The organism is Brevibacillus antibioticus, from assembly GCF_005217615.1.
GTDB lineage: Bacteria > Bacillota > Bacilli > Brevibacillales > Brevibacillaceae > Brevibacillus > Brevibacillus antibioticus.
In genome coordinates this window covers 3,706,409-3,732,500 of sequence record NZ_SZNK01000001.1, presented here as the reverse complement: position 1 = coordinate 3,732,500, position 26,092 = coordinate 3,706,409, and the positions used below count along the sequence as shown (strand labels likewise).

Annotated in this window: 30 protein-coding genes, 7 tRNA genes and 3 pseudogenes (1 of these 40 only partly in view); 34 read left to right on the top strand and 6 right to left on the bottom strand. The window is 44.2% G+C overall.

Features of this window, described 5'->3' with window-relative positions; translation table 11 throughout:
• The 8 genes from E8L90_RS17600 to E8L90_RS17565 form a co-directional block, all read left to right on the top strand.
• Positions 1 to 51: transfer RNA gene (locus E8L90_RS17600), tRNA-Phe, on the top strand (it extends 22 nt beyond the left edge of the window).
• A gap of 7 nt (positions 52 to 58) precedes the next feature.
• A tRNA-Trp gene (locus E8L90_RS17595) sits at positions 59 to 132 on the top strand.
• A gap of 27 nt (positions 133 to 159) precedes the next feature.
• Positions 160 to 235, top strand: a tRNA-His gene (locus E8L90_RS17590).
• A gap of 26 nt (positions 236 to 261) precedes the next feature.
• Positions 262 to 336: transfer RNA gene (locus E8L90_RS17585), tRNA-Gln, on the top strand.
• A 7-nt stretch (positions 337 to 343) separates the two neighbouring features.
• Positions 344 to 419 (top strand) — tRNA-Gly (locus E8L90_RS17580).
• Positions 420 to 447: 28 nt separating this feature from the next.
• A tRNA-Cys gene (locus E8L90_RS17575) sits at positions 448 to 521 on the top strand.
• A gap of 8 nt (positions 522 to 529) precedes the next feature.
• A tRNA-Leu gene (locus E8L90_RS17570) sits at positions 530 to 611 on the top strand.
• A 128-nt stretch (positions 612 to 739) separates the two neighbouring features.
• Entirely contained in the window at positions 740 to 2,071 is a 1,332-nt protein-coding gene (locus tag E8L90_RS17565; protein WP_137030568.1) for a purine/pyrimidine permease, read from the top strand.
• A 15-nt stretch (positions 2,072 to 2,086) separates the two neighbouring features.
• Here the strand turns inward: E8L90_RS17565 and E8L90_RS17560 are convergent, their stop codons facing one another.
• Positions 2,087 to 2,758 carry a B3/B4 domain-containing protein gene (locus tag E8L90_RS17560; RefSeq protein WP_137030567.1) on the bottom strand — a complete coding sequence of 224 codons (672 nt, stop codon included), beginning with the start codon at positions 2,756 to 2,758 and terminating at the stop codon, positions 2,087 to 2,089.
• A 115-nt stretch (positions 2,759 to 2,873) separates the two neighbouring features.
• Here E8L90_RS17560 and rnhA point away from each other — a divergent pair, with 115 nt between their 5' ends.
• The 4 genes from rnhA to E8L90_RS17540 all read left to right on the top strand — a co-directional run bounded on the left by rnhA (position 2,874) and on the right by E8L90_RS17540 (position 6,113).
• On the top strand, positions 2,874 to 3,308 hold the full coding sequence (gene rnhA / locus E8L90_RS17555; protein ID WP_186380639.1) for a ribonuclease HI: 435 nt from the start codon (positions 2,874 to 2,876) through the stop codon (positions 3,306 to 3,308).
• The gene (queG, locus tag E8L90_RS17550; protein WP_137030565.1) at positions 3,305 to 4,456 is read left to right on the top strand and encodes a tRNA epoxyqueuosine(34) reductase QueG; all 1,152 of its coding nucleotides are present in this window, start codon (positions 3,305 to 3,307) and stop codon (positions 4,454 to 4,456) included. Before rnhA ends, queG begins: the two co-directional genes overlap by 4 nt.
• Positions 4,457 to 4,482: 26 nt before the next feature.
• The gene (locus E8L90_RS17545) at positions 4,483 to 5,019 is read left to right on the top strand and encodes a methylated-DNA--[protein]-cysteine S-methyltransferase (RefSeq protein WP_137030564.1); all 537 of its coding nucleotides are present in this window, start codon (positions 4,483 to 4,485) and stop codon (positions 5,017 to 5,019) included.
• Positions 5,020 to 5,144: 125 nt separating this feature from the next.
• The gene (locus E8L90_RS17540; RefSeq protein WP_137030563.1) at positions 5,145 to 6,113 is read left to right on the top strand and encodes an amidase domain-containing protein; all 969 of its coding nucleotides are present in this window, start codon (positions 5,145 to 5,147) and stop codon (positions 6,111 to 6,113) included.
• Here the strand turns inward: E8L90_RS17540 and E8L90_RS17535 are convergent, their stop codons facing one another.
• Complete coding sequence (locus tag E8L90_RS17535; RefSeq protein ID WP_137030562.1) at positions 6,114 to 6,821, bottom strand: ferric reductase-like transmembrane domain-containing protein; 708 nt, start codon at positions 6,819 to 6,821, stop codon at positions 6,114 to 6,116. It lies immediately after the preceding gene.
• Positions 6,822 to 6,959: 138 nt separating this feature from the next.
• Between E8L90_RS17535 and trmL the strand changes: the two genes are divergently transcribed.
• The 3 genes from trmL to E8L90_RS17520 all read left to right on the top strand — a co-directional run bounded on the left by trmL (position 6,960) and on the right by E8L90_RS17520 (position 8,868).
• On the top strand, positions 6,960 to 7,430 hold the full coding sequence (gene trmL / locus E8L90_RS17530) for a tRNA (uridine(34)/cytosine(34)/5-carboxymethylaminomethyluridine(34)-2'-O)-methyltransferase TrmL (protein ID WP_137030561.1): 471 nt from the start codon (positions 6,960 to 6,962) through the stop codon (positions 7,428 to 7,430).
• A 25-nt stretch (positions 7,431 to 7,455) separates the two neighbouring features.
• Positions 7,456 to 8,181 carry an HAD family hydrolase gene (locus tag E8L90_RS17525; protein WP_137030560.1) on the top strand — a complete coding sequence of 242 codons (726 nt, stop codon included), beginning with the start codon at positions 7,456 to 7,458 and terminating at the stop codon, positions 8,179 to 8,181.
• Between the two features lie 126 nt (positions 8,182 to 8,307).
• Positions 8,308 to 8,868 (top strand): hypothetical protein, encoded by a 561-nt coding sequence (locus E8L90_RS17520; RefSeq protein ID WP_137030559.1) that lies wholly within the window; start codon positions 8,308 to 8,310, stop codon positions 8,866 to 8,868.
• 238 nt (positions 8,869 to 9,106) lie between these two features.
• Here the strand turns inward: E8L90_RS17520 and E8L90_RS17515 are convergent, their stop codons facing one another.
• Complete coding sequence (locus tag E8L90_RS17515; RefSeq protein ID WP_137030558.1) at positions 9,107 to 9,307, bottom strand: hypothetical protein; 201 nt, start codon at positions 9,305 to 9,307, stop codon at positions 9,107 to 9,109.
• Positions 9,308 to 9,665: 358 nt separating this feature from the next.
• Here E8L90_RS17515 and E8L90_RS17510 point away from each other — a divergent pair, with 358 nt between their 5' ends.
• From E8L90_RS17510 to E8L90_RS17485, 7 genes are all read left to right on the top strand, one after another.
• On the top strand, positions 9,666 to 11,564 hold the full coding sequence (locus tag E8L90_RS17510; protein WP_137030557.1) for a PrkA family serine protein kinase: 1,899 nt from the start codon (positions 9,666 to 9,668) through the stop codon (positions 11,562 to 11,564).
• A 76-nt stretch (positions 11,565 to 11,640) separates the two neighbouring features.
• A complete protein-coding gene (gene yhbH, locus E8L90_RS17505) occupies positions 11,641 to 12,798 on the top strand; it encodes a sporulation protein YhbH (protein WP_017251936.1) in 1,158 nt (385 codons plus the stop codon).
• A 72-nt stretch (positions 12,799 to 12,870) separates the two neighbouring features.
• Complete coding sequence (locus E8L90_RS17500; protein ID WP_244297276.1) at positions 12,871 to 13,347, top strand: copper amine oxidase N-terminal domain-containing protein; 477 nt, start codon at positions 12,871 to 12,873, stop codon at positions 13,345 to 13,347.
• Positions 13,344 to 13,472 carry a hypothetical protein gene (locus tag E8L90_RS31125; RefSeq protein WP_279633658.1) on the top strand — a complete coding sequence of 43 codons (129 nt, stop codon included), beginning with the start codon at positions 13,344 to 13,346 and terminating at the stop codon, positions 13,470 to 13,472. The genes E8L90_RS17500 and E8L90_RS31125 overlap by 4 nt, the downstream gene beginning before the upstream one ends.
• 225 nt (positions 13,473 to 13,697) lie before the next feature.
• A complete protein-coding gene (locus E8L90_RS31415; RefSeq protein ID WP_137030556.1) occupies positions 13,698 to 14,030 on the top strand; it encodes an RNA polymerase sigma factor in 333 nt (110 codons plus the stop codon).
• Positions 13,973 to 14,188 (top strand): hypothetical protein, encoded by a 216-nt coding sequence (locus tag E8L90_RS17490; protein WP_137030555.1) that lies wholly within the window; start codon positions 13,973 to 13,975, stop codon positions 14,186 to 14,188. Before E8L90_RS31415 ends, E8L90_RS17490 begins: the two co-directional genes overlap by 58 nt.
• A 125-nt stretch (positions 14,189 to 14,313) precedes the next feature.
• Complete coding sequence (locus E8L90_RS17485; protein ID WP_137030554.1) at positions 14,314 to 14,946, top strand: DUF1906 domain-containing protein; 633 nt, start codon at positions 14,314 to 14,316, stop codon at positions 14,944 to 14,946.
• 48 nt (positions 14,947 to 14,994) lie between these two features.
• Here E8L90_RS17485 and E8L90_RS17480 read toward each other — a convergent pair whose 3' ends face one another.
• Positions 14,995 to 15,549 carry a hypothetical protein gene (locus tag E8L90_RS17480; RefSeq protein WP_137030553.1) on the bottom strand — a complete coding sequence of 185 codons (555 nt, stop codon included), beginning with the start codon at positions 15,547 to 15,549 and terminating at the stop codon, positions 14,995 to 14,997.
• 277 nt (positions 15,550 to 15,826) lie between these two features.
• Here E8L90_RS17480 and E8L90_RS17475 point away from each other — a divergent pair, with 277 nt between their 5' ends.
• From E8L90_RS17475 to E8L90_RS17465, 3 genes are read left to right on the top strand one after another with little or no spacing between them, the layout of a single operon-like run.
• Positions 15,827 to 16,009, top strand: a complete 183-nt coding sequence (locus E8L90_RS17475) for a hypothetical protein (protein WP_137030552.1) — start codon at positions 15,827 to 15,829, stop codon at positions 16,007 to 16,009.
• A complete protein-coding gene (locus tag E8L90_RS17470; RefSeq protein ID WP_137030551.1) occupies positions 15,993 to 16,262 on the top strand; it encodes a YolD-like family protein in 270 nt (89 codons plus the stop codon). The genes E8L90_RS17475 and E8L90_RS17470 overlap by 17 nt, the downstream gene beginning before the upstream one ends.
• Positions 16,263 to 16,267: 5 nt before the next feature.
• The gene (locus tag E8L90_RS17465; protein WP_137030550.1) at positions 16,268 to 16,783 is read left to right on the top strand and encodes a YhjD family protein; all 516 of its coding nucleotides are present in this window, start codon (positions 16,268 to 16,270) and stop codon (positions 16,781 to 16,783) included.
• Here the strand turns inward: E8L90_RS17465 and E8L90_RS17460 are convergent.
• Positions 16,762 to 17,772, bottom strand: coding sequence for a HEPN domain-containing protein (locus tag E8L90_RS17460; RefSeq protein ID WP_142495170.1), 1,011 nt, complete (start codon positions 17,770 to 17,772; stop codon positions 16,762 to 16,764). The two genes, E8L90_RS17465 and E8L90_RS17460, sit on opposite strands and share 22 nt — an antisense overlap.
• A 449-nt stretch (positions 17,773 to 18,221) precedes the next feature.
• Between E8L90_RS17460 and E8L90_RS17450 the strand changes: the two genes are divergently transcribed.
• The 4 genes and pseudogenes from E8L90_RS17450 to E8L90_RS30865 all read left to right on the top strand — a co-directional run bounded on the left by E8L90_RS17450 (position 18,222) and on the right by E8L90_RS30865 (position 20,878).
• Entirely contained in the window at positions 18,222 to 18,905 is a 684-nt protein-coding gene (locus tag E8L90_RS17450) for an SOS response-associated peptidase (protein WP_137033497.1), read from the top strand.
• Between the two features lie 113 nt (positions 18,906 to 19,018).
• A pseudogene (locus tag E8L90_RS17445) lies at positions 19,019 to 19,396 on the top strand (protein prkA); the annotation flags it as partial.
• A 76-nt stretch (positions 19,397 to 19,472) separates the two neighbouring features.
• On the top strand, positions 19,473 to 20,630 hold the full coding sequence (gene yhbH / locus E8L90_RS17440) for a sporulation protein YhbH (RefSeq protein WP_017251936.1): 1,158 nt from the start codon (positions 19,473 to 19,475) through the stop codon (positions 20,628 to 20,630).
• A gap of 71 nt (positions 20,631 to 20,701) precedes the next feature.
• Positions 20,702 to 20,878, top strand: a pseudogene (locus E8L90_RS30865) (YiaA/YiaB family inner membrane protein).
• A 113-nt stretch (positions 20,879 to 20,991) separates the two neighbouring features.
• Here E8L90_RS30865 and E8L90_RS17435 read toward each other — a convergent pair.
• Positions 20,992 to 21,648, bottom strand: a complete 657-nt coding sequence (locus E8L90_RS17435; RefSeq protein ID WP_208759433.1) for a hypothetical protein — start codon at positions 21,646 to 21,648, stop codon at positions 20,992 to 20,994.
• Between E8L90_RS17435 and E8L90_RS17430 the strand changes: the two are divergent.
• The 5 genes and pseudogenes from E8L90_RS17430 to E8L90_RS17415 all read left to right on the top strand — a co-directional run.
• Positions 21,565 to 21,861: pseudogene (locus E8L90_RS17430) on the top strand (transposase); the annotation flags it as partial. The gene E8L90_RS17435 and the pseudogene E8L90_RS17430 overlap by 84 nt on opposite strands.
• Positions 21,862 to 22,005: 144 nt before the next feature.
• On the top strand, positions 22,006 to 22,143 hold the full coding sequence (locus tag E8L90_RS29955; RefSeq protein ID WP_162309099.1) for a hypothetical protein: 138 nt from the start codon (positions 22,006 to 22,008) through the stop codon (positions 22,141 to 22,143).
• Between the two features lie 349 nt (positions 22,144 to 22,492).
• On the top strand, positions 22,493 to 23,386 hold the full coding sequence (locus E8L90_RS30860; RefSeq protein WP_244297274.1) for an aKG-HExxH-type peptide beta-hydroxylase: 894 nt from the start codon (positions 22,493 to 22,495) through the stop codon (positions 23,384 to 23,386).
• A gap of 458 nt (positions 23,387 to 23,844) precedes the next feature.
• Positions 23,845 to 24,702 (top strand): hypothetical protein, encoded by an 858-nt coding sequence (locus tag E8L90_RS17420; RefSeq protein ID WP_137030547.1) that lies wholly within the window; start codon positions 23,845 to 23,847, stop codon positions 24,700 to 24,702.
• A gap of 94 nt (positions 24,703 to 24,796) precedes the next feature.
• The gene (locus E8L90_RS17415) at positions 24,797 to 26,050 is read left to right on the top strand and encodes an MFS transporter (RefSeq protein WP_137030546.1); all 1,254 of its coding nucleotides are present in this window, start codon (positions 24,797 to 24,799) and stop codon (positions 26,048 to 26,050) included.
• The last annotated feature ends 42 nt before the right edge of the window (positions 26,051 to 26,092 follow it).

Below are 26,092 nucleotides of genomic sequence, written 5' to 3'. Positions count from 1 at the left end.
AGCAGAGGACTGAAAATCCTCGTGTCGGCGGTTCGATTCCGTCCCGAGCCACCTTTATAGGGGCATAGTTTAACGGTAGAACGAAGGTCTCCAAAACCTTTGGTGTGGGTTCGATTCCTACTGCCCCTGCCATTTTTTAAGACAATAGTAGTAATCATGGCGGTCGTGGCGAAGGGGTTAACGCACCGGATTGTGGCTCCGGCACTCGTGGGTTCAAGTCCCATCGATCGCCCCATAAATTTATAGTTGGGGATTACTTATTGGGGTATAGCCAAGCGGTAAGGCAACGGACTTTGACTCCGTCATTCCTAGGTTCAAATCCTAGTACCCCAGCCATTAAAATGCGGACGTAGCTCAATTGGTAGAGCGTCGCCTTGCCAAGGCGAAGGTCGAGGGTTCGAGACCCTTCGTCCGCTCCATTTCTCAAATTGTTTCACCTTATATCATGGAGGCATAGCCAAGTGGTAAGGCACGGGTCTGCAAAACCCTCACCCCCGGTTCAAATCCGGGTGCCTCCTCCAAAGTATTTGCCGGTGTGGCGGAATGGCAGACGCGCGCGACTCAAAATCGTGAGGGAAACCGTGGGGGTTCAAGTCCCTTCACCGGCACCATACATTTACAAGCTAACCCTGAATGTCAAGATTTCTTGATGATTGGGGTTTTTTTCTGCTTTGATCGGCGCATAGTGTAGACAGGATAAATAGACAACGTGTGTAAGTAACAGGACGAGGTGGTTGAGGTGTTTTACAAACTACAAGATAAACCCCCAATGGGGATCACGACGCTGTCCGTATTACAATGGATGATCGTAACTGTTTCCAGCAGTGTAGCGGTACCACTAATGATTGGAGATATGTACGGCTTGCAGGCTGATGAAATGGGAAGGCTGATGCAGCAGACCATGTTTTACATTGGACTCGCGTCACTACTGCAAGTATGGATTGGACACCGCTATCCGATGATAGAAGGACCCGCTGGATTATGGTGGGGGATCTTTATCATTTTGGCTCAACTCGGAACGAGCATGGGTCTCCATCCACAAGAAATTGGTCAATCCTTTCAAGTGGGTATGATATTAGCAGGTCTACTCTTTTTCATTTTTGGCTTATTAGGATGGATTGGAAAATTACAGAGGTGGTTTACGCCGCTGGTTTCAGGAACGTATATGATTTTGCTTGCTGTTTCTTTGTGTAGTAATATTCTCACGGGCATGCTCGGTATTGGTTTTCAGCATTCAAAAGAGGTACAACCGGGTGTAGCACTTGTGTCCATAGGGATCGTAGCACTTGTTGTGTTCATTATGCGAACGAAGCGCTTCTCCAGTTTTGCCGTTTTGTTTGGCATGGTTGGGGGCTGGATCGTGTACGCGCTTCTTGGATGGACAGAACCAGTTCGACCTACTGAGCAATTATTTTCATGGCCTTCGATTTTCTTTTGGGGACCCCCACGCTGGGATTGGGGCGTTGTATTAACGAGTATGCTGACAGGATTCGTTCTGTTGACAAATCTCATGACGAGTTTGTCGGTCATGGGAAAAGCGACAGACACTGTACCTACTGAAAAGCAGTACAATCGCGGTGGTATTTTTACAGGGGTATCCCATTTACTATCGGGCTTGAGCGGTGTGGTTGGTATGATTCCACTTTCTTTGGCAGCAGCGGTTATTCAAACGACGAAAATGGCTTCGCGCCTTCCATTTGTGATAGCGATGCTGGGGATGATGCTGATTGGGCTGATTCCCACTGTTGCTCATTTTTTGGCAGCTTTACCTACTCCAGTGGCATATGCGGCGATGTTCATTTCCTATACGCAACTGCTTGGCTTCGGCTTGAAGGATTACGTAAATGTGAAGATGGACGAACGTACGATTATTGTTGGGGGCAGCTCGCTGCTGATCGGGATCGGAGTCATGTTCGTACCTGCTATAGCTTGGCAGCAACTTCCTGCACTAGTCAGCTTTTTGTTCGGCAATGGCTTATTGCTCGGAGTTATTGTGTGCCTAGTCCTGGAGCATATTGTTTTTAGAAAAAAGGAAGAAGATAGCGTAAAAAAAGACGGCCAAGTTGCATGATGGGCCGTCTTTTTCTTAGGCGGTAACAATAGAGAAGTGAGTCAGCTCGCCACCGTTGATTTCCGTAAACATGCGACCAACTGAACCTACGATTTCTTCTTTTTTAGATTGTTCCATTTTTTCATGGAAAAAGATGACTTGGAGGAGCGTGCTGCTTTGTTCCGTCACGCATGAACGCTTGGAATCAACAATGGGACTCCCAAATGCTCCGTTGCCATCAGCGAGTAGCAGTTTTCCTTCCATGTTGACTTCGCGTCCATTTAATCCTTCATAGGCATCATTGGCGTGGCCAAGACGACAAGTGATATCACCCGCTAAGTGATTGACGTCATAAATCCCAAAAGGAAGCGCATGCAAAACGGAGAAAAAATTATTAACATCAACAGCGCTATTAATCCAGAAAAAAGGATTTCCTTGCAGCAGACGACGCAGTAATGCTTCTGAGGAAGGGCGGTATCTGGACGGATCAATGCCAACTTGCTTAAAGCAGGCCCTCCACTCGCGGACGCCTTCGATTTCTGTCAGGTTTGCAGTGTCGTGATCCAGCCGCAAGCTCTCCACATAATAATTAATGCGTCCCTGCAACATTTTGGGGGAGTCACTTACGGAAGCATTGTTGTATTGTAATATGCCGAGAGAAAATTGCGGCAGACGCTCGGACACGGAACAATCTAGCTGAACTTTCATCTATAGACACTCCTTACTAAACCTATTTTTGGTAGTATAACAAAAAATTTTTGTGGAAGCGACTAAGCTTCGATACAATAGAAGAGAACAGAGGAGGGAAATCCTGACGATGACGATGCGTGAGGTTGAAATTTATACAGACGGAGCTTGTTCCGGCAATCCAGGACCAGGTGGTTGGGGAGCTGTACTGATGTACGGCCAACACATCAAGGAAATGTCCGGTGCCGAACCGCATACAACGAATAACAGAATGGAGCTGTTGGCAGCCATCAAGGCGCTCTCTACATTGAAGGAGCCTTGTAAGGTGACGCTGTATAGCGACAGTGCATACTTGGTTAACTGCTTCAAACAAGGCTGGTATAAAGGCTGGCTGAAAAACGGCTGGAAAAACAGCAAAGGCCAGCAGGTTGAAAATCAGGACTTATGGAAAGAACTGCTGCAATTGATGGACACTCACAAGGTAGAGTACGTAAAAGTCAAAGGACACGCCGACAACAAATGGAACAACCGCTGCGACGAATTGGCGACAGGAGCGATTAAACAACTGTGAACGACTTGCAGTACTGGGAGCAGACAAAGCAGTCCATCATTGACTATGCCAAGGAAATCGGAATCGATAAGATTGGGTTTGCCAGTGCCGATCCATTCACGACCTTAAAAGAACGGCTTCTTGTACACCGGGAAAAGGGTTATGAATCTGGATTTGAAGAGCCTGATTTAGAAAAGAGGACGAACCCGGAATTGTTGTTGGACGGGGCACGTTCGCTGATTTCTATAGCACTGGCCTATCCATCCAAGCTCAAAAATCCACCAAAGTCAGAGCCTGGTGCGTATCGGGGAATCTTATGCCGTGCTGCATGGGGAACTGATTACCATCACGTTCTGCGCGACAAGCTGGACAAGCTGACTCGATTTATTATGGAGCTGGAGCCAGGGGCTCGGATCGAATCCATGGTGGACACGGGAGCATTGTCTGATCGTGCGGTTGCCGAGCGGGCTGGGATTGGGTTTGTAGGAAAAAACTGCGCCGTCATAACGCCGGAGTTCGGATCGTGGGTGTACTTGGGGGAACTGGTAACGAATCTTCCGTTGCCAAGCGACCTGCCGATCGAAGAGGGCTGTGGTGACTGCAATATATGTGTAGACGCTTGTCCGACCGGTGCCTTGATTCAGGGAGGGCAGCTTGATGCACAGCGATGTGTAGCTTATTTGACACAGGTGAAAGACTTTATTCCCGATGAATTCCGCGGGAAAATCGGGAATCGGTTGTATGGTTGCGACACTTGTCAGACGGTATGTCCGAAGAATCGTCGCATCGACAACGACCATCATGCTGAATTTCAGCCTGATCCGGAGATTGCCAAGCCTTTGTTGATTCCTCTGCTTCAGATGAGCAATAAGGAGTTCAAGGAAAAGTTTGGCCAATCCTCTTCATCTTGGCGGGGCAAAAAGCCCATTCAGCGCAATGCCATACTAGCGCTTGCACATTTCAAGGATCGGACGGCTGTTCCTCATTTGGAGCGTCTTTTATTCGAGGACCCTCGTCCAGTCATCCGTGGAACTGCTGCGTGGGCGCTTGGAAAAATCGGGGGAGAGCAGGCACAAGGGGCGCTCATTACCGCAAAAACAAAAGAGGCATCACCAGAAGTGGTGGAAGAGATAGAAAAAGGCATGAGCATGATTCGTGCACAGGCTTAGTTTGAATGTGAGAGGGAGGACGTAAAATGGCAAAGGAATTAGGCTATAGCATGATGGATTCACCGATTGGACCATTGCTCTTGGCTTCTACAGAAGAAGGGCTGTGCTACATTCAGTTTGCCAATGAACAAGACGGATTGGCGCCTCTGGTGCGCTGGTGCAAAAAAACGTTCGTAGGAATTACCCCAACGCGTAACGATGCGCTCAATGAGCCTGCAAAAATACAGCTAGAAGAGTATTTTGCAGGCAAGCGCAAGGCGTTTGATGTTCCAACCGTATTGTACGGTACTCCCTTTCAAAAGGCTGTATGGAATGAGCTATCTAACATCCCCTATGGAGAAACTCGTTCTTATAAAGATATTGCCTTGGCTATTGGAGCGGCGAAAGCTGTTCGGGCCATTGGCGGTGCGAACAATCGCAATCCGATTCCTGTCATTATACCGTGCCATCGTGTCATTGGCTCGAATGGTGCCTTGGTTGGATACGGGGGTGGCTTATCCATTAAAGAATACTTGCTTTCCTTAGAAGAAGGTCCACTATTTGCCCACGCTTCTTCCAAATAAGCTGTCTGCTTGCTCGGGCAGCTTTTCTTTTTCTTCTGAATGCTCCACGAGTGACATATTCTTCATTGAGATGAATGGTTCATGGGTCTATGTCGCAGTCTGGAGGCAGAGAGGAGGAAAGGAAAGTGGAGTGGCGTGAATTTATTCAGCAATACTTTCAAGTAGTTCACCAGTCATCTATGGACGGAAAGTATGAGCGGCTGCTGCCTTTTTATTGCACAAGAGAGTCCGGCGTACAAGAAGAATGGGATCGACTGAATCGGGAGAAGCGGAGAGCCGAGGAGCGGGGAGTCAATTTATTAGCTGTCCAGGGACAAGTAACGCCTATGTGCTGGGTAGATACCGATACCACTATGGAAATAACGGTTCAATGGCAAGAAAATAAAACCCTAGGAATCAAGCATACCAAGTATAAAGAGGCAAACAAACGATTTTTTCAGCTTCAGTTGCTCAAGACGAATGAAAAGTGGTCGATTATCGGGGCAAGGGAGTCGAACGGTGATCAAAAATTGGTGGTAGAGGAAGAGGAAGAGCCTATCATCGTTGTGTCAGGCGTCGAGGATGCCCTTGATCAGCCTATGCTGGTTGTGCATGGTGCGGGAGGCTATAACCCTGCAAATGCAGTCGCGTATGCGGAACGCTACTGGAACACGACTAATCCCGTCTATCCTCGTTTTACGGATGACTGCACGAATTTTATTTCGCAATGTTTACATGCTGGCGGAATCCCTATGCTGATGTCGAAAGAGCTGGGCAAGGGCTGGTGGATTCGCGCGGGAAAAGGCTCCTCTTGGAGCTATAGCTGGACGGTAGCGCATAGCTTGTATTTGCTTTTGAAATCGGGTGGACCACCTATGCGGGCGGTTACGAAAAGCTCAGCTGCCGAGTTGGTCCCAGGTGATATCATTTGTTATGATTTTAACGGGGATGGGCGTTTTCAGCACAATACGATTGTGGTCGCAAAAGACCCGAATCAGATGCCGTTAGTGAACGCCCATACGACAGATAGCAGCATGCGTTATTGGGCATATGAGGATTCCACTGCCTATACGCCCAAAATGCGTTATGCCTTCTTTCATATAAGAGGGGGGTAATTACCGCTTGCGAAAAAAAGCTCTTTGTATAAAAGAGATGCTGCGAATCACCCAAATCATTGCTGCGAAAACGAGCATGTCTGAAAAGGTATGCGGTTCTCCTTTGATGGAATGGATGTAAATCAAGCCATGGAACAAGACGATGACAAAAAGCCATGGATTGGCGAGATGAAGCCTTTTCCAACTGGAGCCACCCAGCCATTTTTCTGCGCGTGCAGAAGAAGTCAGCCACAGGGCTAGTAGAATGAAAAAAGCAAGCAGCCCAAGATAGTTCGCTACGCCTGCGAGGGTCCAGTTGGGAGATGGCCACATGGTCAGATCAGAGGAAGCGAAAAAGAACAGACCCAGCCATCCATCAGTCTTTTCAGAACGGTTTTCTTGTAGGATCATCAGGCGAGGCTCACTCTCAAAAAGGACGAGCACAAGAATGACGTGCAGCAGTCCCGTTAGTCCAGCCCATATGCCGATATCTCGGCGGATGGACAAGTTGATAGCCATCCAGCGAGCAGGGAGCCAGGACTGGAGTGGACCGATCAATAAGGTGCAGCCAATCAAAATAAATGAGAGATAGCCGAGAATCATGCTCCATGTTTCTAGGGGAGGAAACGAAGAAAAATCAGCCCACATCCAACTGACGCCTAACAGGATCAAACTCAGTAGGCTTACATGTGCGACAAGGCGTCGCCCAAATGAAATGGGTATCCCCATCTAATCATCACTCCTTTCATTGCTAAAGTTTTCTGATTAGATGCAGCAGGCACTCCATTTGTTACAGAAGCTGGGTACGGTGGTATAATAAGACGTGTACAGGTAACAAGTTCGCAATTTACAAGGAGATTTTCAGATATGCCGTTACATATTGTTTTGCATGAGCCGCTCATCCCTGCCAATACGGGAAATATCGCCCGTTCCTGTGCAGCGACAGGAGCCCATTTACATCTGATTCATCCGCTCGGATTTTCAACGGACGATCGCTATCTGAAGCGGGCTGGTCTCGATTATTGGCATGCGGTTAATGTCCACCATCATGAGAGCTTTGAGCATTTTGCTGCGGCACAAGGAGACGGTGCGGGCACCTTTTACTTTGTGGAGACTTGGGGGGAAAAGTTGTATACGGACGTTTCTTTCCGAGATGGCGACTACATTATCTTGGGCAAGGAGACGACGGGCTTGCCGGAAGAGCTGACAGAAAAATATCGGGAACAGACTATTCGCATCCCGATGGGCGGCGCGACCCGTTCTGTGAACCTGTCCAATTGTGCAGCTATTGTCTTGTTTGAAGGACTTCGCCAGTTAGGTTTTCCATCGTTATCGTAAGGCATTTGGGAGGGAGAGATTCATTATGACTGTGAACACCATCCTGTTTGATTTGGACGGTACGTTATTAGAGATGCAGACAGAACCCTTTGTCAAAAGTTACTTGGTTGAAGTAGGCCGTCATGTCGGAGATAAGTACGATACCGAAAAGCTGTTGGCGTTGATTTGGGATGCGACCAAGGCTATGATCATGAACCAAGAGCCGGACAAGACGAACGAGCAAGTTTTTATCGAACATTTTATGGAACACAGTGAGTGGGAGCGAGAGGAAATATGGCCTCTGTTCGATTCGTTTTATCGAGATGTATTTCCGACACTTTCTCACCTTACGTATCCTTCTCCATGGGCAAAGCAGATTATTGCTGCCGCCAAAGGGCAAGGATTTCGGGTTGCAGTAGCGACGAATCCTGTTTTCCCGCGTGATGCGATTCACCATCGTCTCGCTTGGATTGGGATGTCCCCGGATGATTTCGAGTTGGTTACAGTCTATGAGGAGTCGCATTTCACAAAGCCGAATCCTGGTTATTACAAAGAGATTTGCCAAAAGCTTGGGGTTGAGCCGACAGACTGTGTCATGGTCGGGAATCACATGCAGGAGGACATGGTCGCATCCAAGCTGGGAATGAAAACGTTTCTGGTAACCAATTGGATGGAAGACCGTGGTGAGCCTCAGTATCAGGTAGATCAGCGGGGATCATTAGAAGAGCTGTTTACGGCGATTTCTGAAAAAAGCGGTGTGTTTGTGGGTTAACAAATGAGAAGCAGGCTGTCCGTTTGAAAAAATGGTTAAGCCTGCTTTTTCACATACTTTTCCCAAAATCATCAGGTAGGCTAGGGGTGTACGATCACGTTTTACATAATAAGGGAGGAAATCTGCATGAAAAGACTTGTTTCGTCCCTGGTAATGGCTACCTTGCTGTTTAGCGGTATCTCTGTAGTGACTGCGGCGGATAAAGCAACGGATTCTACAGTTACGCACTCGAAAGCGGAGAAAAGGGAAGAAAACAGAGCAAAGCTGAACGCGAAGGCTGCCAAATGGGGCGTCGAAACCACGGATCAAACAAATAAGGTAGTAAAAGCAGCCATTCAAGAAGCAAAAGCAGCAAAGAAAGCAGAAAACGCTGAGAAAAAAGCGGCAAAAGAAGCGAAGAAGCAAGAACAACTCGTCAAGCTAAACGATAAGGCCGTAAAGCTGGGCGTTGATACGGCAGGTAAAACAGCGAAGGAAGTAAAAGCGGCTATTAAAGAAGCAAAAGTAGCAAAAAAAGCAGAAAACGCTGAGAAAAAGGCAGCAAAAGAAGCGAAGAAGCAAGAACAGCTCGCGAACCTGAAAGAAAAGGCGGCCAAGTGGGGCGTTGACATAGCAGGTAAGAGCGCAAAAGAAATCAAAGCTGAAATCGAAGTGAAGAAAGCAGAAAAGAAAGAGAATAAGAAATAACAAGAAAACAAAAAAAGCAGGTTGCCACAGTAGGCAGCCTGCTTTTTTCCCTGGATGATTCTTACATGTTCCAGGTTTTGTCCTCGTTGTAGCCAGCTGTCAGCATGAAAAACAGAAAAGCTCCGAAGACCAATGCTACGATAAATGTACCCACGTTTGACAGCTCCTTTCGTAAACAAACTACTCTCATTATAGCGTAGCCTGCCCACTTTGCAAACGAATTAAAGCTGTTGTACACCTACGTGAGTGACAATTTTCGATGGTCATTCACGAGTTTTAAGAAAGCAGTAAGCGATATCGGCACACTCAGTATTTCTCCCGTATCAAGTTCCATTCCTGTAACTGCTTGGTAAATAAATACCGAAAGAATCACCAAGGTTGCGATGCCGGTCAAATAAAGTCCTTTTTTCACTTGAATGCGTTCTGTTTGGATGTCCATGTTCGTTCCTCCCGTTATTTTACGCCAATCCATATTGGCTTTCCGTGTATGTTGCTTATGATTGTATTTTACAGGGGAGTAGGGATTACAAACCATCGAATCAGCTTACAGCTCCGCTCGTTAAACCTTACAATTCCGTAATCTACCAAGTGGTAAAAAAGCAGTGTGCCGTATTTTTATGGGAAGATTGCTGAAACTTGTGCTGATGTCGCGCATACACATATGTAAAGGCTGTAAGAGCCTGTTGGCAACCGGAGAAAACGGCTTGCACGTGAATGCGTGACCGCAGGCGGACATATACATGAGATTACATTGGCGTTGGGAAGAGAGAGGGGCTTAAGAGGGAGGAGTGTCGAACATGGACATTTTAAAACGGATCGCTGAGCACCGGGCCCGCGAAGAAAACCTGATGTGGAGAGGAACATTCGGCGAATATTTGGAGCTGGTACGTAAAAATCCGCAAATTGCCCAGACGGCGCATTCACGCGTCTACAACATGATTAAAAGCGCGGGGGTTGAAGAGAACGAGGACGGCTCACGTTCGTATCAATTTTTTAGTCGTGAAATCTTCGGATTGGATCGTTCAGTGGAGCGCCTAGTGGAGGAATATTTCCACTCGGCTGCACGGCGTCTGGATGTTCGCAAACGCATCTTGCTCTTGATGGGACCTGTCAGTGGTGGTAAGTCTACGCTCGTGACGATGCTCAAGCGAGGACTGGAAGAGTATTCTCGGACGGAAGCCGGAGCGATCTATGCACTCGATGGCTGCCCCATGCACGAAGAACCACTACATCTTATCCCGCACGAGCTGCGTCCAGAGATAGAAGAAGAGCTGGGAATCAAGATTGAAGGAGAATTGACGCCCTATAACCGGATGAGGTTGGAATCCGAATTTGGTGGGTGCATCGAGCATTTCCCTGTTCACCGGATTTTGTTTTCCGAAGCCAATCGTGTCGGGATCGGTACATTTAGCCCTTCCGATCCGAAGTCACAGGACATTGCCGATTTGACGGGAAGCATCGACTTCTCGACGATTACGAAGTACGGCTCTGAGTCCGACCCTCGTGCTTATCGCTTTGATGGGGAGCTGAACAAAGCCAATCGTGGATTGATGGAGTTTCAGGAAATGTTGAAATGCGACGAGAAATTTTTGTGGCATCTCCTGTCGCTGACACAGGAAGGAAACTTTAAGGCAGGTCGTTTTGCCCTCATTTCGGCAGATGAGTTGATTGTAGCGCATACGAACGAATCGGAGTACAAGGCTTTTATTGGGAATAAGAAAAATGAGGCACTGCAATCTCGGATTATCGTCATGCCGATGCCGTATAATCTGCGTGTCAGTGATGAAGAAAAAATATATGCGAAATTAATCAAGCAATCCGACTTGGGGCATGTGCATATTGCACCGCATGCGCTCCGGTCAGCGGCAGTCTTTTCCATTATGACGCGCCTGAAAGAATCGAAAAAACAAGGGGCCGATCTGCTGAAAAAGATGCGGCTGTATGACGGCGAGTCGGTGGAAGGCTTCAAAGGTGCCGATCTGGAAGAGCTACGAAACGAGCATGCTGATGAAGGGATGTCCGGTATTGATCCGCGATATGTCATCAATCGTATCTCCAGTGCGCTGATTCGCCGCGACACCGAGTGCATCAATGCACTCGATATTCTTCGTGCGCTAAAAGAAGGCTTTGACCAGCATCCGTCGATTACCAAGGAGCAGCGGGAGCGGTATATGAACTTTATCTCCATTGCGCGCAAGGAATACGACGAGCTGGCTAAAAAAGAAGTGCAAAAGGCATTTGTCTACAGCTACGAAGAGTCAGCAAAAACGCTCATGGACAATTACTTGGACAATGTCGAAGCTTATTGCAATATGAACAAAATTCGGGACCCCGTCACAGGCGAGGAGATGGATCCAGACGAGCGCCTGATGCGTTCCATCGAGGAGCAAATTGGCATCTCGGAAAATGCCAAGCGGGCCTTCCGTGAAGAAATTCTCATCCGTATCTCGGCCTATGCGCGTAAAGGGAAGCGTTTTGACTACAGCACGCACGATCGTCTGCGGGAAGCCATCGAGAAAAAGCTGTTTGCCGATCTGAAGGATGTGGTCAAGATTACGACCTCGAACAAAACGCCGGATGAACATCAGCTCAAGAAGATTAATGAAGTTACCAAGCGGCTTATCGAAGAGCATCAATATTGCCCGGTTTGCGCAAATGAGCTGCTGCGCTACGTGGGAAGTTTGTTGAACAGATGACAGAACGTTGGCGACATGAGGACAACGTCATAATCATATTCGGCGCAGATTGCGCCAGTTGCTAGGAGGAGACGGCATGAAAGATGAATCATCGTTCATTGTCTCCCGGGAAGACTGGTCGCTGCACCGCAAAGGGTACCAGGACCAAAATCGACACCAGGAAAAAGTGAAAGAAGCGATCAAAAAAAATCTGCCCGATCTCGTCAGCGAAGAAAACATCATCATGTCGAATGGTCGGGAAGTCATTAAGATCCCTATTCGCTCCCTGGATGAATACCGATTGCGTTTTAACTTCCAAAAGGGAAAACATGGCGGTCAAGGTAAAGGAAACAGTAAAGTAGGCGATGTCGTCGCCCGTGACGGCGATCCGGCGCAAGGGCCAGGAAAAGGTCAAGGAGCAGGGGATCAGCCAGGTGTAGACTACTATGAGGCTGAAATCAGCGTAGAAGAATTGCAGGAGATGCTTTTCGCCGAGCTGGAGCTGCCGAACCTTCAACAAAAAGATGAGGAACAAATCGTCGTGGAAGAGACTCGGTTCAATGATGTCAGGAAAAAAGGCCTAATGGGCAACATAGATAAAAAACGTACGCTGATCGCGGCCATCCGCCGAAATGCGCTGGCAGGCTACAGTGATATGGAGCTGGGGATCACCGATGATGACCTGCGCTTCAAGACGTGGGAAGAGATTATCAAGCCTCATTCCAATGCTGTCATTATTGCGATGATGGATACGTCGGGAAGTATGGGCGTGTTTGAAAAGTATATCGCCCGCAGCTTTTTCTTCTGGATGGTACGTTTTCTGCGCACCAAGTACGAGAAGGTCGAGATTGTCTTCATTGCCCATCATACGGATGCGAAGGAAGTAACAGAGGACACCTTTTTCTCGAAAGGGGAAAGCGGGGGAACGATCTGCTCCTCAGCCTACAAGAAAGCGTTGGAGATCATTGATAGTCGCTATCCGACATCGCAGTACAACATTTATCCGTTCCATTTTTCCGATGGCGACAATCTCACGTCTGACAATGAGCGCTGCGTGAAGCTGGTAAAGGAGCTCATGGAGAGATGCAACATGTTCGGCTATGGCGAAGTGAATCAGTACAATCGTCATTCAACCCTCATGTCAGCGTATCGTCACATCAAAGAGCCGAAATTCATGCATTGTGTCATTCGGGAAAAGGGCGAGGTATACAAGGCGTTGCGTACTTTCTTTGGCAAGAAGGAAGCTGTGAAGTAATCGATAGAGTCAACCGGGCGAGAAATCGTCCGGTTGACTTGTATTTGTTTGCATGAGTCGGATGAACAAAATGTGAATGTATCCACAAAAACATCGGATGCGCAACACGGAAGCCTTCACTCCATGAAGCAGGTGCTTGGTCACCAGGAGTACCCCGGCTACGCGTGGAAAAACTGCCCTGCATTCCCGATGGACACATTCCGCACAAATTACTCACAATTCTTGCAAAGAGCTGTGGGTAAAGTGGATAAGCCTAAGCGGATTCCGGTTGCTATCAGTCTGAATGGTACTTTACTCGCGTCAACTGGCTTTTTGCAGGAAGGCATTTCTATGCTGCCAGTCCGTGCGGTAGCCAATGCTGATGGTGGAAAAGTGGAGTGGATCGAACAGACGAAGGATGTTCGCGTGAACGGGAAGGATCTGAATGAAAAGGTGATTGATGGATCGGCTTATGCTCCTGCTCGGGAGTTGGCTAGCGTACTCGGCTTACAAGTGGAATGGGACGGATCAAATAAAATTGTAAAGCTGAAAGGGAGTGTTAATTCATGAAAGACTTTTTGAAAAAGCACAAGGAATCAGTGTTGCTCATCGTCACGGGCACGCTGGCTATCGCGGGCGCTTATATCGGTATTGATGAGGAAGCACAAACGCAGATTCTAAAAGCGATTGAATAGGTACTTCCATAGAGCGTAGGTTTGTCTCAATAGGGCAAATACATTTATTTACAAAAGTTTACACAACGGGCGTTTTCAGTAATCGAATTGTAATATTTAGTAAAATTGATATAAGCAATTGGGGGTTGAGGCGTGCCAGTGTGAATCTGGTACGTCTATTTTTTTGTTTGAAAAACGAACGTACGCTCTTGTTTGACATTAATTAAGTGGAAAGCAGGTGATTGATTGACGAGAGAGGAGTGTAGACAAATACTGCGGCGCATTGCTTGGAACCTGAACAATCGAGAGAGAAAGAGGCTGCGTAATGAATGCCCGATCCTGGACGACTTTGGAAGGCAGCAGAGTACGATCGGAAGCGACGATAACCTTTTTGTTGAAGAGCTATTACAGCAACTCCCTAATGAAAAGGAAAGGCACGTCATTCGCAAGATCGTATTGGAAGGCTTCACAGCAAGAGAAGTCGGAGAAGACCTACACATGGGAGAAAGAGGAGTGAATCAATGCAAAAATCGGAGCCTGAAGAAACTGCACAATTATCTAATCACGCATTCAGTCTAATAGCTGAGCAAGCAAAAAATGGTGATAACGAGGCGTTACTCAAAGTCTTGGAGGAAATGCAACCTGAAATTGACTCCCTAGCTGGTTTTCTCAAGCTACCGAAAGAAGAGGGAATTCAAGAAATTACGACGCAGTTTATTGAGAAAATCAGGGGGTGAAAATCTTTTTTTAATTTTTTTAGAAAAGCTGTTCCGTTTTGTCCCTGTTTTTTACCTAGATAGGTGAAAGCGACGATGACCGGTCAAAAACTGTTGCTTATCACATTAAAAAGGAGAAATGAAAAATGGCGAAAGGCATTGATTACGCAGGTAAGAATAACTCAACGAAAAGTAATTTGAGAGCTATTAAGGATGAGGGGTACAAATTTATCGGACGTTATTATGGTGAGTCGGATTGGAAGCGTCTGACCAGAGAAGAGGCAAGGCTCATTTCTAATGCTGGATTAAATATTGTAGCTGTTTATCAGAATGGTGGACGTGATATTGATGAGTTCACGTATAGTAACGGAAAGCAGGCTTGCAGGAGTGCTATTCGACAAGCAGAGGAAGTTGGTCAGCCATATGATACGCCTATCTATTTTGCAGTAGACATGGATATCAGAAATAAAGATTATTTTGATGCGATTGAGGATTACTTCAGTGGTATCGCAAAAGAAATGAGCAATTACAAACGTGATAATGGAGACAAATATTTAATTGGTGTATATGGAAGTTACTATGTTTTAGAACATATTAATAATACTGTCGATGATGTCACCTATTTTTGGCAGTGTAAAGCGTGGAGTAACAACGAGGATTTCAAAACACGCGACTTGTATCAATACAGTATTGATAAATCACTGAAGTTAAATAACGGAAATACCATCACCGTGGATTTTTGCGAATCAAATGGAAGCGCGGGTGGATTCCAAGTCTAATAAAGGAGAACCCAACGGATAGAATTCTCGAACCCGTTGGGTTTTCTTTTATCTAGTAAGAGGTTGTAAAGATGAAGCTATTTCTTCAACAGATTTTGAAACTCTAAAGGTTTGATTGTCTTTTTGTTCCCTAACTCGAATAAATGACGTATCCTTTTTAAAGTATAATCCAGCCGAGGCTGCTTCGATATTGTCTTTATGATTTGAAAAAGATATCCATTTGGCTGGAATATCGTTGTTTATTGTAGTCTCCGTCTCTTCGATGACAACACCACCCAGCAAGATCTCCTCAGATGCCTCTAAAATCTCCAAGTAAGTACTCTCATTCTCATCAGCAAAAATTAATATGAAGAAGTTTACCTGCTCCGTACTTGTTTCAATCTTTTCTAACTTCTGTCCTTTACTAACAAACGCGGGCACAAAGACTTTATCCACCCCTACTTTTTCCGCAGCTTCAAAAATCTCTTTTTTCTGCTGATCTGTTAATGTTAATGCCTCAAATCCTTCAGGGATAGCCTGATTCGTTGCAGTTTGACTTTCTTGTGTACATCCTGAGATGAAAACGACGCAACTGAGCAGAAAAACAAGGAAATACCTTACCATGTACATTCCTCCAATCTTGAATTTGATTAATGAATGCAGTTATCTATTTTATTTTGTTACAAATAGTTATATTGGAAAACTTTGGGTGGAATAATTATACAACTAAAGTTCTGATTATATTGACGAAATTTGTCGTTTGGTTTTTGGATTTATTGATTTGTTGTTGGCAAAAACAATTAAGCCTTTGCAGCTTCCTGTTTGGAAAAAATTGTGGTTGCACGTTCGCATGGTGTTCTCATAAAATAGGAACAAACGCTCGCGTAAAAGAGTGATAAACATGGAGACAATCAAAGCAGTGATTGATGGACAACTCCAAGCTGTTCCCGTTTTAACTGCAAGGCATCTCATAGCTATCAGTAATATCCGTACTGGTGTAATTCCTGGATGTGCGCCAGACATTCTTCGGGATCTGGTTGAAGCTGGATTGGTGGAGGAGACTGCACATGAATTTGCTCTATGAACATCACTATGAGCCTGTAGTAACTCCGTTACCACTCATCGATTCAGATGCCTTGGCTGAAATGAACGTCATGATTTACGACTCAGTACGTAAAGACTATGCGATCAACGTCAGCTGGCTTGAAGACTGCATCCGTCGAGAATGGGGAGTGGTCAAGGATATCGACCGAATTGAGAACAAGATCAAACTTGTTCGAGTCGATGGTGTATGGTGGGTGCCCTTGGAAAAAATGCTGCAGGTAGAGCGGGTGTAGCGACAATGATTCAACCTGACCAATGGCGAGAGATACTACACGAAACGATATTGTATGGCATGCTTTTTAAGGCTATCGCCTTTGATGCAGAAAGTCTTAATCAGGATCAGCTCAAAATGTCATACCGTCCCATGCTCGATACGGTATCGATGTGGGCGGAGAGGAAACACCACGAATATCGAAGTCAGTTTGGACGCATCGGTGGCAAGATACACTCACAAAGGTCTCCTGACGGTTTTTTATACCGAGTACTTGTTACTGTTCGAGGGAGACAGGAAGAATGTATCTATAATGTGGTGCAACTTAAAGCTGAAGTCAGGTACGGCTTAACAATTATCTGTACGACGCCAAACAGCAAGCGCAAGGGCGTGCATAGTATGCGTACTGAGGATACAGCAGCAAAGAACCCGCCAATAAGAAAAAGAGGCGGGTTCTTTGCTTCACTAATCGATGAAGATAGCCAGCGGACATCGAAGTTCAAGACGCATCTGAAATGCAATCAGATAATGTTTTTTTCATAATAGTCGAGAATATCAAGAACTAAACTATTCAATTCACTCAAATAGATTTCCATATTGCGTATTTTTTTAGTTTCATCATCTTCATTTCTGAAAGTCCCAGTATGTACAAATTCACTTCTTAACTTGTAACAATCATTAAAAAAAGCAAATACATCCATATTTTTATATTGTTTTTGAATATTACAATGCTGAATTAAGTCTCTGCACTTGTCACCAATGGATTTTTTCTTAAGAGCACCAACAGAACCTTTTACCTTTTGAATAATACCCTCTAATTCATTATCTGGTAGCTCAACCTTAATATTTTTCATTGTTATCATTTTATTAATTTGATTTATGACATCACAATAGTTTGTATCTTTATATTCGTCCTCTGGAACTAACGATTCAATTGAACTAACTTTTAATAAAAAACTAGCTCTTATGTCGTTAATTGCATTACTAGAATTTAATAAAGAGTAAGCTATTTTAAGTTTTTCATTATCTTTAAAATCCTCCAACTTTATATCAGGGAACTTTACTTTTACTTTGAGTTGTATGCTCTGTGATATGAATTTGACCTCTGAAATTTCTTTGTCTAATTGATAAATTCTCAATCCTAGAGTTTCGTTTTCCACTGTCGTATTTACCAATTCCGGAATCCTTAAATGAATATTGGCTAAGCCAACCTTTGTTAAACCACCAGTATCAAAAGATGTCTGGAGTGTATCAAGAATGCGGAGTCCTCCAGAAATATTTATTGGAATCCCCCGTCTAATAAATTCCTTTTTTACATTATAAAAGAGCTTTTCTCCTTCTTGTTTAGCAATTTCTTCAGTACTGAACGCACCGTACGAAAATATAACTTTTACGTTTTCCATTCTACGGTCGATCTTCACTTTACAAACAATACTATCAGTTTGAAACAAACATTGTTCTTCTTCTATATCCAAGTCATAGTCATTAGTTACAAAGAAAACTAAGCGTGCATAATACATGTCTGGAGTCACTTTCCTCTCTTCTATAACGTCATTTTTACGAACTCGCAAATTGGATTGTATAGAATGATTCGCTGAGTGATTATACTATCCTGCCGGTTAGTTTAACGGGACGATTTCATCAAGATCATCAATTATACGTATGTAGACGTCCAGGTCGCAGGCTACAGAAAAGGTGATTTTGGCTGGATCGCACACCATGATGGTCGGCCCGTAGGTGTCATTGATCTTGGCGTGCGCTCTACGCATAAGAAGTCGTTTTACGGAGTTGCGAAATCATTGGTTACCGGAGAGGATCGAGATTTCGTTTCATCCTGTATCAAATTAAAGTACTGCCAAAATGCGGAATTGGACGAAAAGTGGTATGCTCCGATCACCAGTATTTGTTGATTTCATTCTGACTGCTTAGAGCTGGTATACCAAGTAGTCATTCGGCTATGATTGTACTTAGAGGTGATAGTATGTGCGGACGCTTTACGCTAGTGACCAATCTTGAGTTATGGAATGCAAGGTTCCAAATCGAGGTTATACCTTTTGATATGCAGCCACGATATAATATCGCTCCAGGTCAATTAATCCCTGCTATTATTTCCGATCAAGGTAAGCGGCGACTTGGACAGTTGAAATGGGGATTAGTTCCCTCGTGGGCACAAGATGAGAAGAGCGGGTACAAGATGATAAATGCGCGGGCTGAGACGTTAACTCAAAAGCCGGCATTCCGAAGACTTTTCGAGCGAAAACGGTGCATCATACCAGCTGACGGCTTTTATGAATGGGAGCAACGTGAATCGGGCAAACAACCGATGCGAATCATGATGAAAAACGGAGAGCCGTTCTCGTTCGCGGGTTTGTTTGATACCTGGATGAATCCAGCTGGCGAGAAGTTGCATACCTGTACTATCATCACAACACGCCCAAACGAGATTGTAGGGCCAATTCATGACCGGATGCCTGTGATACTGAGACAGGAAGACGAGGGAATATGGTTAGATCGCGAAAAGTTCGATGCTGATCTGTTACAATCGCTACTTGTACCATATGATCACGAACAGATGAAAGCCTACCCTGTTCCAGCAATGGTTGGCAGTCCGAAAAACGACATGCCAGAATGTATTCAAGAAATAGCAAACCCGTCCCTGTTTTGAGGAGACGGGTTTGCTTATGATTTATGAAAAAAGCCCTCTCCACTTAATGGAAAGGGCTTTAAAATAAGGGAAGGCGAGAGAGGACTTAAAGTGCATATCATTTAACATAGAATAAAATTCGGGACCCCGTCACAGGCGAGGAGATGGATCCAGACGAGCGCCTGATGCGTTCCATCGAGGAGCAAATTGGCATCTCGGAAAATGCCAAGCGGGCCTTCCGTGAAGAAATTCTCATCCGTATCTCCGCCTATGCGCGTAAAGGGAAGCGTTTTGACTACAGCACGCACGATCGTCTGCGGGAAGCGATCGAGAAGAAGCTGTTTGCTGATCTGAAGGATGTCGTCAAGATTACGACCTCGAACAAAACACCGGATGAGCATCAGCTCAAGAAAATTAATGAGGTTACCAAGCGGCTTATCGAAGAGCATCAATATTGCCCGGTTTGCGCAAATGAGCTGCTGCGCTACGTGGGAAGTTTGTTGAACAGATGACAGAACGTTGGCGACATGAGGGGAACGTCATAATCATATTCGGCGCAGATTGCGCCAGTTGCTAGGAGGAGACGGCATGAAAGATGAATCATCGTTCATTGTCTCCCGGGAAGACTGGTCGCTGCACCGCAAAGGGTACCAGGACCAAAATCGACACCAGGAAAAAGTGAAAGAAGCGATCAAAAAAAATCTGCCCGATCTCGTCAGCGAAGAAAACATCATCATGTCGAATGGTCGGGAAGTCATTAAGATCCCTATTCGCTCCCTGGATGAATACCGATTGCGTTTTAACTTCCAAAAGGGAAAACATGGCGGTCAAGGTAAAGGAAACAGTAAAGTAGGCGATGTCGTAGCTCGTGACGGCGATCCGGCGCAAGGGCCAGGAAAGGGTCAGGGAGCGGGCGATCAGCCAGGTGTAGACTACTACGAGGCTGAAATCAGCGTAGAAGAATTGCAGGAGATGCTTTTCGCCGAGCTGGAGCTGCCGAACCTTCAACAAAAAGACGAGGAACAAATCGTCGTGGAAGAGACTCGGTTCAATGATGTCAGGAAAAAAGGCCTGATGGGCAACATAGATAAAAAACGTACGCTGATCGCGGCCATCCGCCGAAATGCGCTGGCAGGCTACAGTGATATGGAGCTGGGGATCACCGATGATGACCTGCGCTTCAAGACGTGGGAAGAGATTATCAAGCCTCATTCCAATGCTGTCATTATTGCGATGATGGATACGTCGGGAAGTATGGGCGTGTTTGAAAAGTATATCGCCCGCAGCTTTTTTTTCTGGATGGTACGTTTTCTGCGCACCAAGTACGAGAAGGTCGAGATTGTCTTCATTGCCCATCATACGGATGCGAAGGAAGTAACAGAGGACACCTTTTTCTCGAAAGGGGAAAGCGGGGGAACGATCTGCTCCTCAGCCTACAAGAAAGCGTTGGAGATCATTGATAGCCGCTATCCGACATCGCAGTACAACATTTATCCGTTCCATTTTTCCGATGGCGACAATCTCACGTCTGACAATGAGCGCTGCGTGAAGCTGGTAAAGGAGCTCATGGAGAGATGCAACATGTTTGGCTATGGCGAAGTGAATCAGTATAATCGTCATTCAACCCTCATGTCAGCGTATCGCCACATCAAAGAGCCGAAATTCATGCATTGTGTCATTCGGGAAAAGGGCGAGGTATACAAGGCGTTGCGTACTTTCTTTGGCAAGAAAGAAGCTGTGAAGTAATCCATAGAAGCAACCGGGCGAGAAATCGTCCGGTTGTCTTATATTTGTTGGCATGAGCCACATGATTTACATTGAGCGCAGGTGTACTGCTATTTTCCATCGGTTTATACAATGCGACGGGTCTTTAGCTGCACGAAAAGGGGTATTATATCGCGTGTATGCTTCTGGTAGCAGTTGAATCGATTGTGACGCCAAAAGTAGGGAGAGATAATACAGAGGCTCGAGCGATTATGGAGGAGCAGGAATGAGAATGTAACTTGAAAGTCTCGAAAGCGGATATTCCTATAGAATAACCAAGTCGCGTATAACGAATCGTTTTCATCCCTTAGTAGGTATGTTCGGCTCTTACTTGTTGTTTCTCTCAGCTGATTTGCATAATGTTTACGTTTGCTGCGACAAACTTGATTTCTTCCAAGTTGGTATTCACTAGCTTCAGTTCGTTCGTACCTGGACCTGTATTAAAGACAGCAGAGCCTGCACCGCCAGAGCGAGATTCTCCATCTGTGAGTGGAGGAGCGACGGACAAGCTTTGATACAGCGGAACATCATTTAGTGTTAACAGTAAGCGAACAGGCAAGTTCGCGATTAACGGACATTCGATAAAATTGTACGAGGCAAAGTAAGTAGCATTGGGAGCTAACGAGATAACGGTTGGGGTTGTTTGCGAGAAAGAAATACCTGAGCCGTTGATGACCTCGGCTTCTAAAAAAGGTACGGGAGAGTTATAGGGAACATTGACGTAGCCGTATCCATAGATTGCCGCATTATTCGCTGTTACTGGCGCGGCGTTAACGGTGTTGACCTCACTAATTCTCACATTTACTTCGCTAAAATTCGCCCCAGATACGCCCAAAGGAGGAAAGCCAACCAGTTGCAAGATGCTTTGGATTTGGGCTTGCTGGCGTGTTGAAAAAGCAGCTAGCGGGGGAAACCGTGGCAGTTTACATACAACGCTGAAAGAAACAGCTATACATGCCCAAATCAGCAAGAATTGCTGTACAGCACGACGGATCGCCATGGGTATCGCCATTACAAGTCGAATTTAGAGGTTTGCAAAACGTGCCCCTACCTTTCAAAATGCACTCGATCCAAGAGCCACCGAAAAGTGGTGACTCGACATGTTTGGGAAGACAGCAAGGATTGGGTGCGATTAAACCGATTGAGTAAAGCAGGTAAGAAACTCTACAAAAAAAGAAAAGAAACCATTGAGCGAAGCTTCGCGGATGCTAAATAGCTCCAGGGGTTTCGCTATTGCCGTTTACGGGGATTAAGGTTCACTTATATTTAAAGGTAATTATTGACAAATATTCAATTTGCTAGTTAAAATCAAATTGAAACAAAATTCTGTCAAGAATAGTTTAGGAGGTTGAGATCGATGGAAGAAAAAAAAATGAACATCTCGCATTTTGTCAATACCCATTTCGAAGGCAAACAGAGAGTCACCGTTGTTGTTCGTATGGCGCTTCACGATTTGCCAGAGCAAGAAGAGGAAAATACAAAGAAAGAAAGCTAGTTTCTGAAAGTTGAAAATATGATGCTTTCAACTTAGTCGTAGGTAGCTCTCCGTCTTTCATTATTATTGCGGGATGAGAATTGCCTACGACTATATTCTTATACTCACTAGCGTTGCATTAATGTTATATGAATCTTCTTTACAAATAGATTGGAGAGGTAGACCTGTCCATAAATCCATTGAAAAGGATAAGCTCATGGGCATTATCTTCATTTGATAAATGGCTTGAGTCATATCGCTGACGACATGCTGTGCGGAGACTGCCGCTTGATTCTTTAACCAGATGTTCATTAGTGAGCTAAGTAGACAGCTAGGTTTTAACGATCTTTTTATCTTAGGAGGGTTCGAAATGTCTGAAGTCGAAATGCTTTCAAAACAAGAGGGTGCTGAATTTGTTGACTTTCCTTTTTTGAACTATCATCATCTTCAAAAAAACTTGATTGATATTGTGGAATATCTTAATGGCAAAGATTTCTGTCTTGGTATGAGTGAGTTTGATCTGAAACGCCATTTTATTGAGGCGTTAAATCAACTCCAGAACTCTGAATTAAAGGTGCAAGAAAAAATCATTATTGAGTTTGATAATGAAATGCATGTCAAAAAAATGCTTGACAACGGATTGATTGAGGAAGAAGATCTCGTTAACGACAACCATCTTTTTAGCGAGCAGGATCAATTAGAAATACGCTATAAAATCGAGTCAGCATTAGGTCTTATCAAATTGCTACATAACGATTTATACAATTTGATTAACCAATATATCAGTACCATACTGGTAGTGAAAAAGAGTGGATTTGGCGGAGGGTCTGTGTCAGGATTCGTTGGCTTTATCTGGATCAATGCTCATTCACATTGGTCAATTGTTGATTTGGCAGAACACATCTATCATGAATTTGTTCACAACTCCTTGTTTGTAGATGATATGGTGAATTCCATTTTTCCAGATCCAGCCGCGTGTGCTGAGGAAGATGGTCTAGTAACTTCTACGATCCTAAAAATTAAAAGACCATTGGATCGTTCTTATCACGCTGCGAATGTTGCTGTAAGCATTATGCATTTATACTATATGTTGAGAGACCGACGAAAAGATCGCAACTATTTTCCTGAATTAGCGGTTACACTTAATGAGCTTAACCAAAAAACTTATTTGCTCGGAAAACAAGGGATACTTATTCTCGAGAAGCTAAATCAGTTTTGTGCAAACCCTTCTTTTGAGGATATATCGAGAAGTTTGCGAAAATAAATGAAACAAATACTCTTTTAGGGTGTTGCTCCTATTAAGACTTCTGGAAAACAAAAAGGAGTGATGATTTTAAGTATTGATAATTTGCAATATTTAGAAACGACCAATATGGTGCATGACTTATGCAGTTCAATCGGAAATGATGAGAATCTATGCTTGAATAAACCGGCCACCAGGTCATGGCGAGCTAAGAAGACCAAAAAGCTGAAATAAGCGTAGCAAAGCGGCGGACTGCTGTGTCAAAATCAATGTAGATTCGCTCAGATCCCTTGTGGTTTCTGATGCGAACCTGACAACGAGTGTAGAAGAAGCCGCTAACCATTTGGCCGTGGGTGCAGCTTTCATCACTCGTTTTTTCTTTGTTTACTTGCAAAAATGCGTAAGCGAGCAAGGTTACTGCAGCGAACTGAATAAGTCATGTATGTTGGTCGTATTTTTTTGTGAGAGTGGTGTGATTAATGAATTTTAAGGTTACTGGGTATGCGTTTACTACTCATCCTATGCATCTATACCTCAGAGGTTTGGCTCAAAAATACATATTAAATAACTATAATAAAACCATATTTGAATTTGGTGGTAATTTGTATGATGTGAAAACTTTGAACAACCTCGTTAATTTAGATTGTATGAATTGTCATACTGCACATAAACGATTGTGTTGTGCTGGATCGCCATACCCTCTTGAAACAAAAGAAATTCTCCGAGTTAACGAAATATATGATGAAGTGTTAAAGTCTACATTAAATGCAAACGAATACAACAGGAAATCGGAAATTATAAATAATATAGGACTAATCAATGAAGAAGGCAGTGTTACAACAGACTGTGGAAATTGCATGTTCTTTAATGAAATTGAAGGTAGTTCTTCGTTTGGATGTTCAATCCATGCGTATTCTTTGAAAAATAATATTTCTTATACTGATCTTAAACTAGATGGATGTTTATTATATCCAATAGATATTTTAACTTTAGATAACGGAGGATATTTTGTCTTTGGTTTAGATGAGAGCAACGCTTTAAATCTCTATTCGTTTGAGAATGATTCGGGATTGCAATACGGCATTATGTCCGATAATAAAGGGTTTAGCAGGTGGACTCAAAATGATTTAAAGCATCTTTGTGTTAATTTAACTAAAAGAAGTGAGTTTATTGCTTCTTGTAAAGAAGATGATTTCTACAAAGGGGATATCCCCAATGAAATATATAAAGTTGAAAAATTTAAGCCTTTATTTATAGAAGAGCAGGAATCATTAGAATATCTCTTTGGAAAAGAACATCTTAACTTCATATATAGTAAATCGATAGAGATTAGATAGGAATAAGGAGGGGAAGCCGAATGGCAATCAAAGATTTATTTTACGTATGCTTATATAAAATATAAATGTTAAATTAATATAGAGGAGATTCTCTATGAAAGATATCAAGTCATTTAGGTTGCTTTGGATCGGACAATCTTTTGCGAATTTTGGCGACATCTTGTACATTGTTGGTCTAATCGCAGTGATTCACAGCCTTAATGGTTCAACGTTTCAAATGGCGATGGTACCTTTCATCACGATGATCTCTCGATTTTTAGGAGCACTCATCGCACCTCTTTTATTTGAACGATATTCACTTAAAAGTTTGATTTCCTTTTCACAGATCGGAAAAACATGGTTTATTCTTCTGCTCGCTCTTTTTATTATTGCAGATATGCACAATACATCCACCTTAATTGTTCTTCTCTTGATGACATCATTGATTGGCTTCTTTGATGGATGGGCATCCCCAGCCAGGGATTCACTGATTCCTAGATTAGTGCACGAAGATAAATTGATTAAATACAACAGCTTCTTATCAATTGTCGATAGAACAATTCAACTAGGAGGTTGGCCGATTTCTTCTATACTATTAGTTTGGCTTGGATCAAGCACTATCTTCTGGTTAACATTCGGGCTTTATGTATTATCATCAATAATGATGGTTTTGATTCGTCGCATGGCAAATGAAACAGAGCCTACTGACATAAGCACAGATGATGGAAAGCGGTTCAAAGGAGCAAAGGAAGGATTCAAATATATTTTCCGAACCCCTACCATTCGAACGCTCACAATAGCGGAATTACTTGATTCTATTGCTAATGTGGTGTGGATTGCTGCTATTATCTATGTCTTCATCGAAGATGCTCTACGTTCTGGAGAAGAATGGTGGGGCTATCTCAACTCTCTGTTCTTTGCGGGGCTATTACTCGGTGGGATGCTTGGATTTAAGTATGAAGATCGTATTCAGCGTAATCTCGTAATAATCGTGCGGATCGGTGCAGTTATATCGTCAGGGTTAATTTTGTTATTCGCACAATTGACAAACCCTTGGATAGCTGTCACAGTATCATTTTTATTCGGTTTGTTTAGCCAACTGAAGGGGGTGTCGCACGGAACCCTCGTTCAAATATCTACGCCAGAATCAGTGTTACCCAAAGTCTATTCAGCTCAAGATGCTCTTAATTTTGCTCTGTACGGTGTTGCAACAATGCTATTTGGCTATTTAACCGATCAACTTGGTGTACGGTTTGTTTTTAACCTATCTGGTGGGTTGTTATTAGTTGGTGCAGGGATTTTGATGTTTGGTAGTCTGTCCAAAGTTGGTTTGCTTCAAAATAATGAGGACACTAATTTCAAATCGTAATATTCATACCTAAATCCGTTAAAGGGATACACGAATAATTAA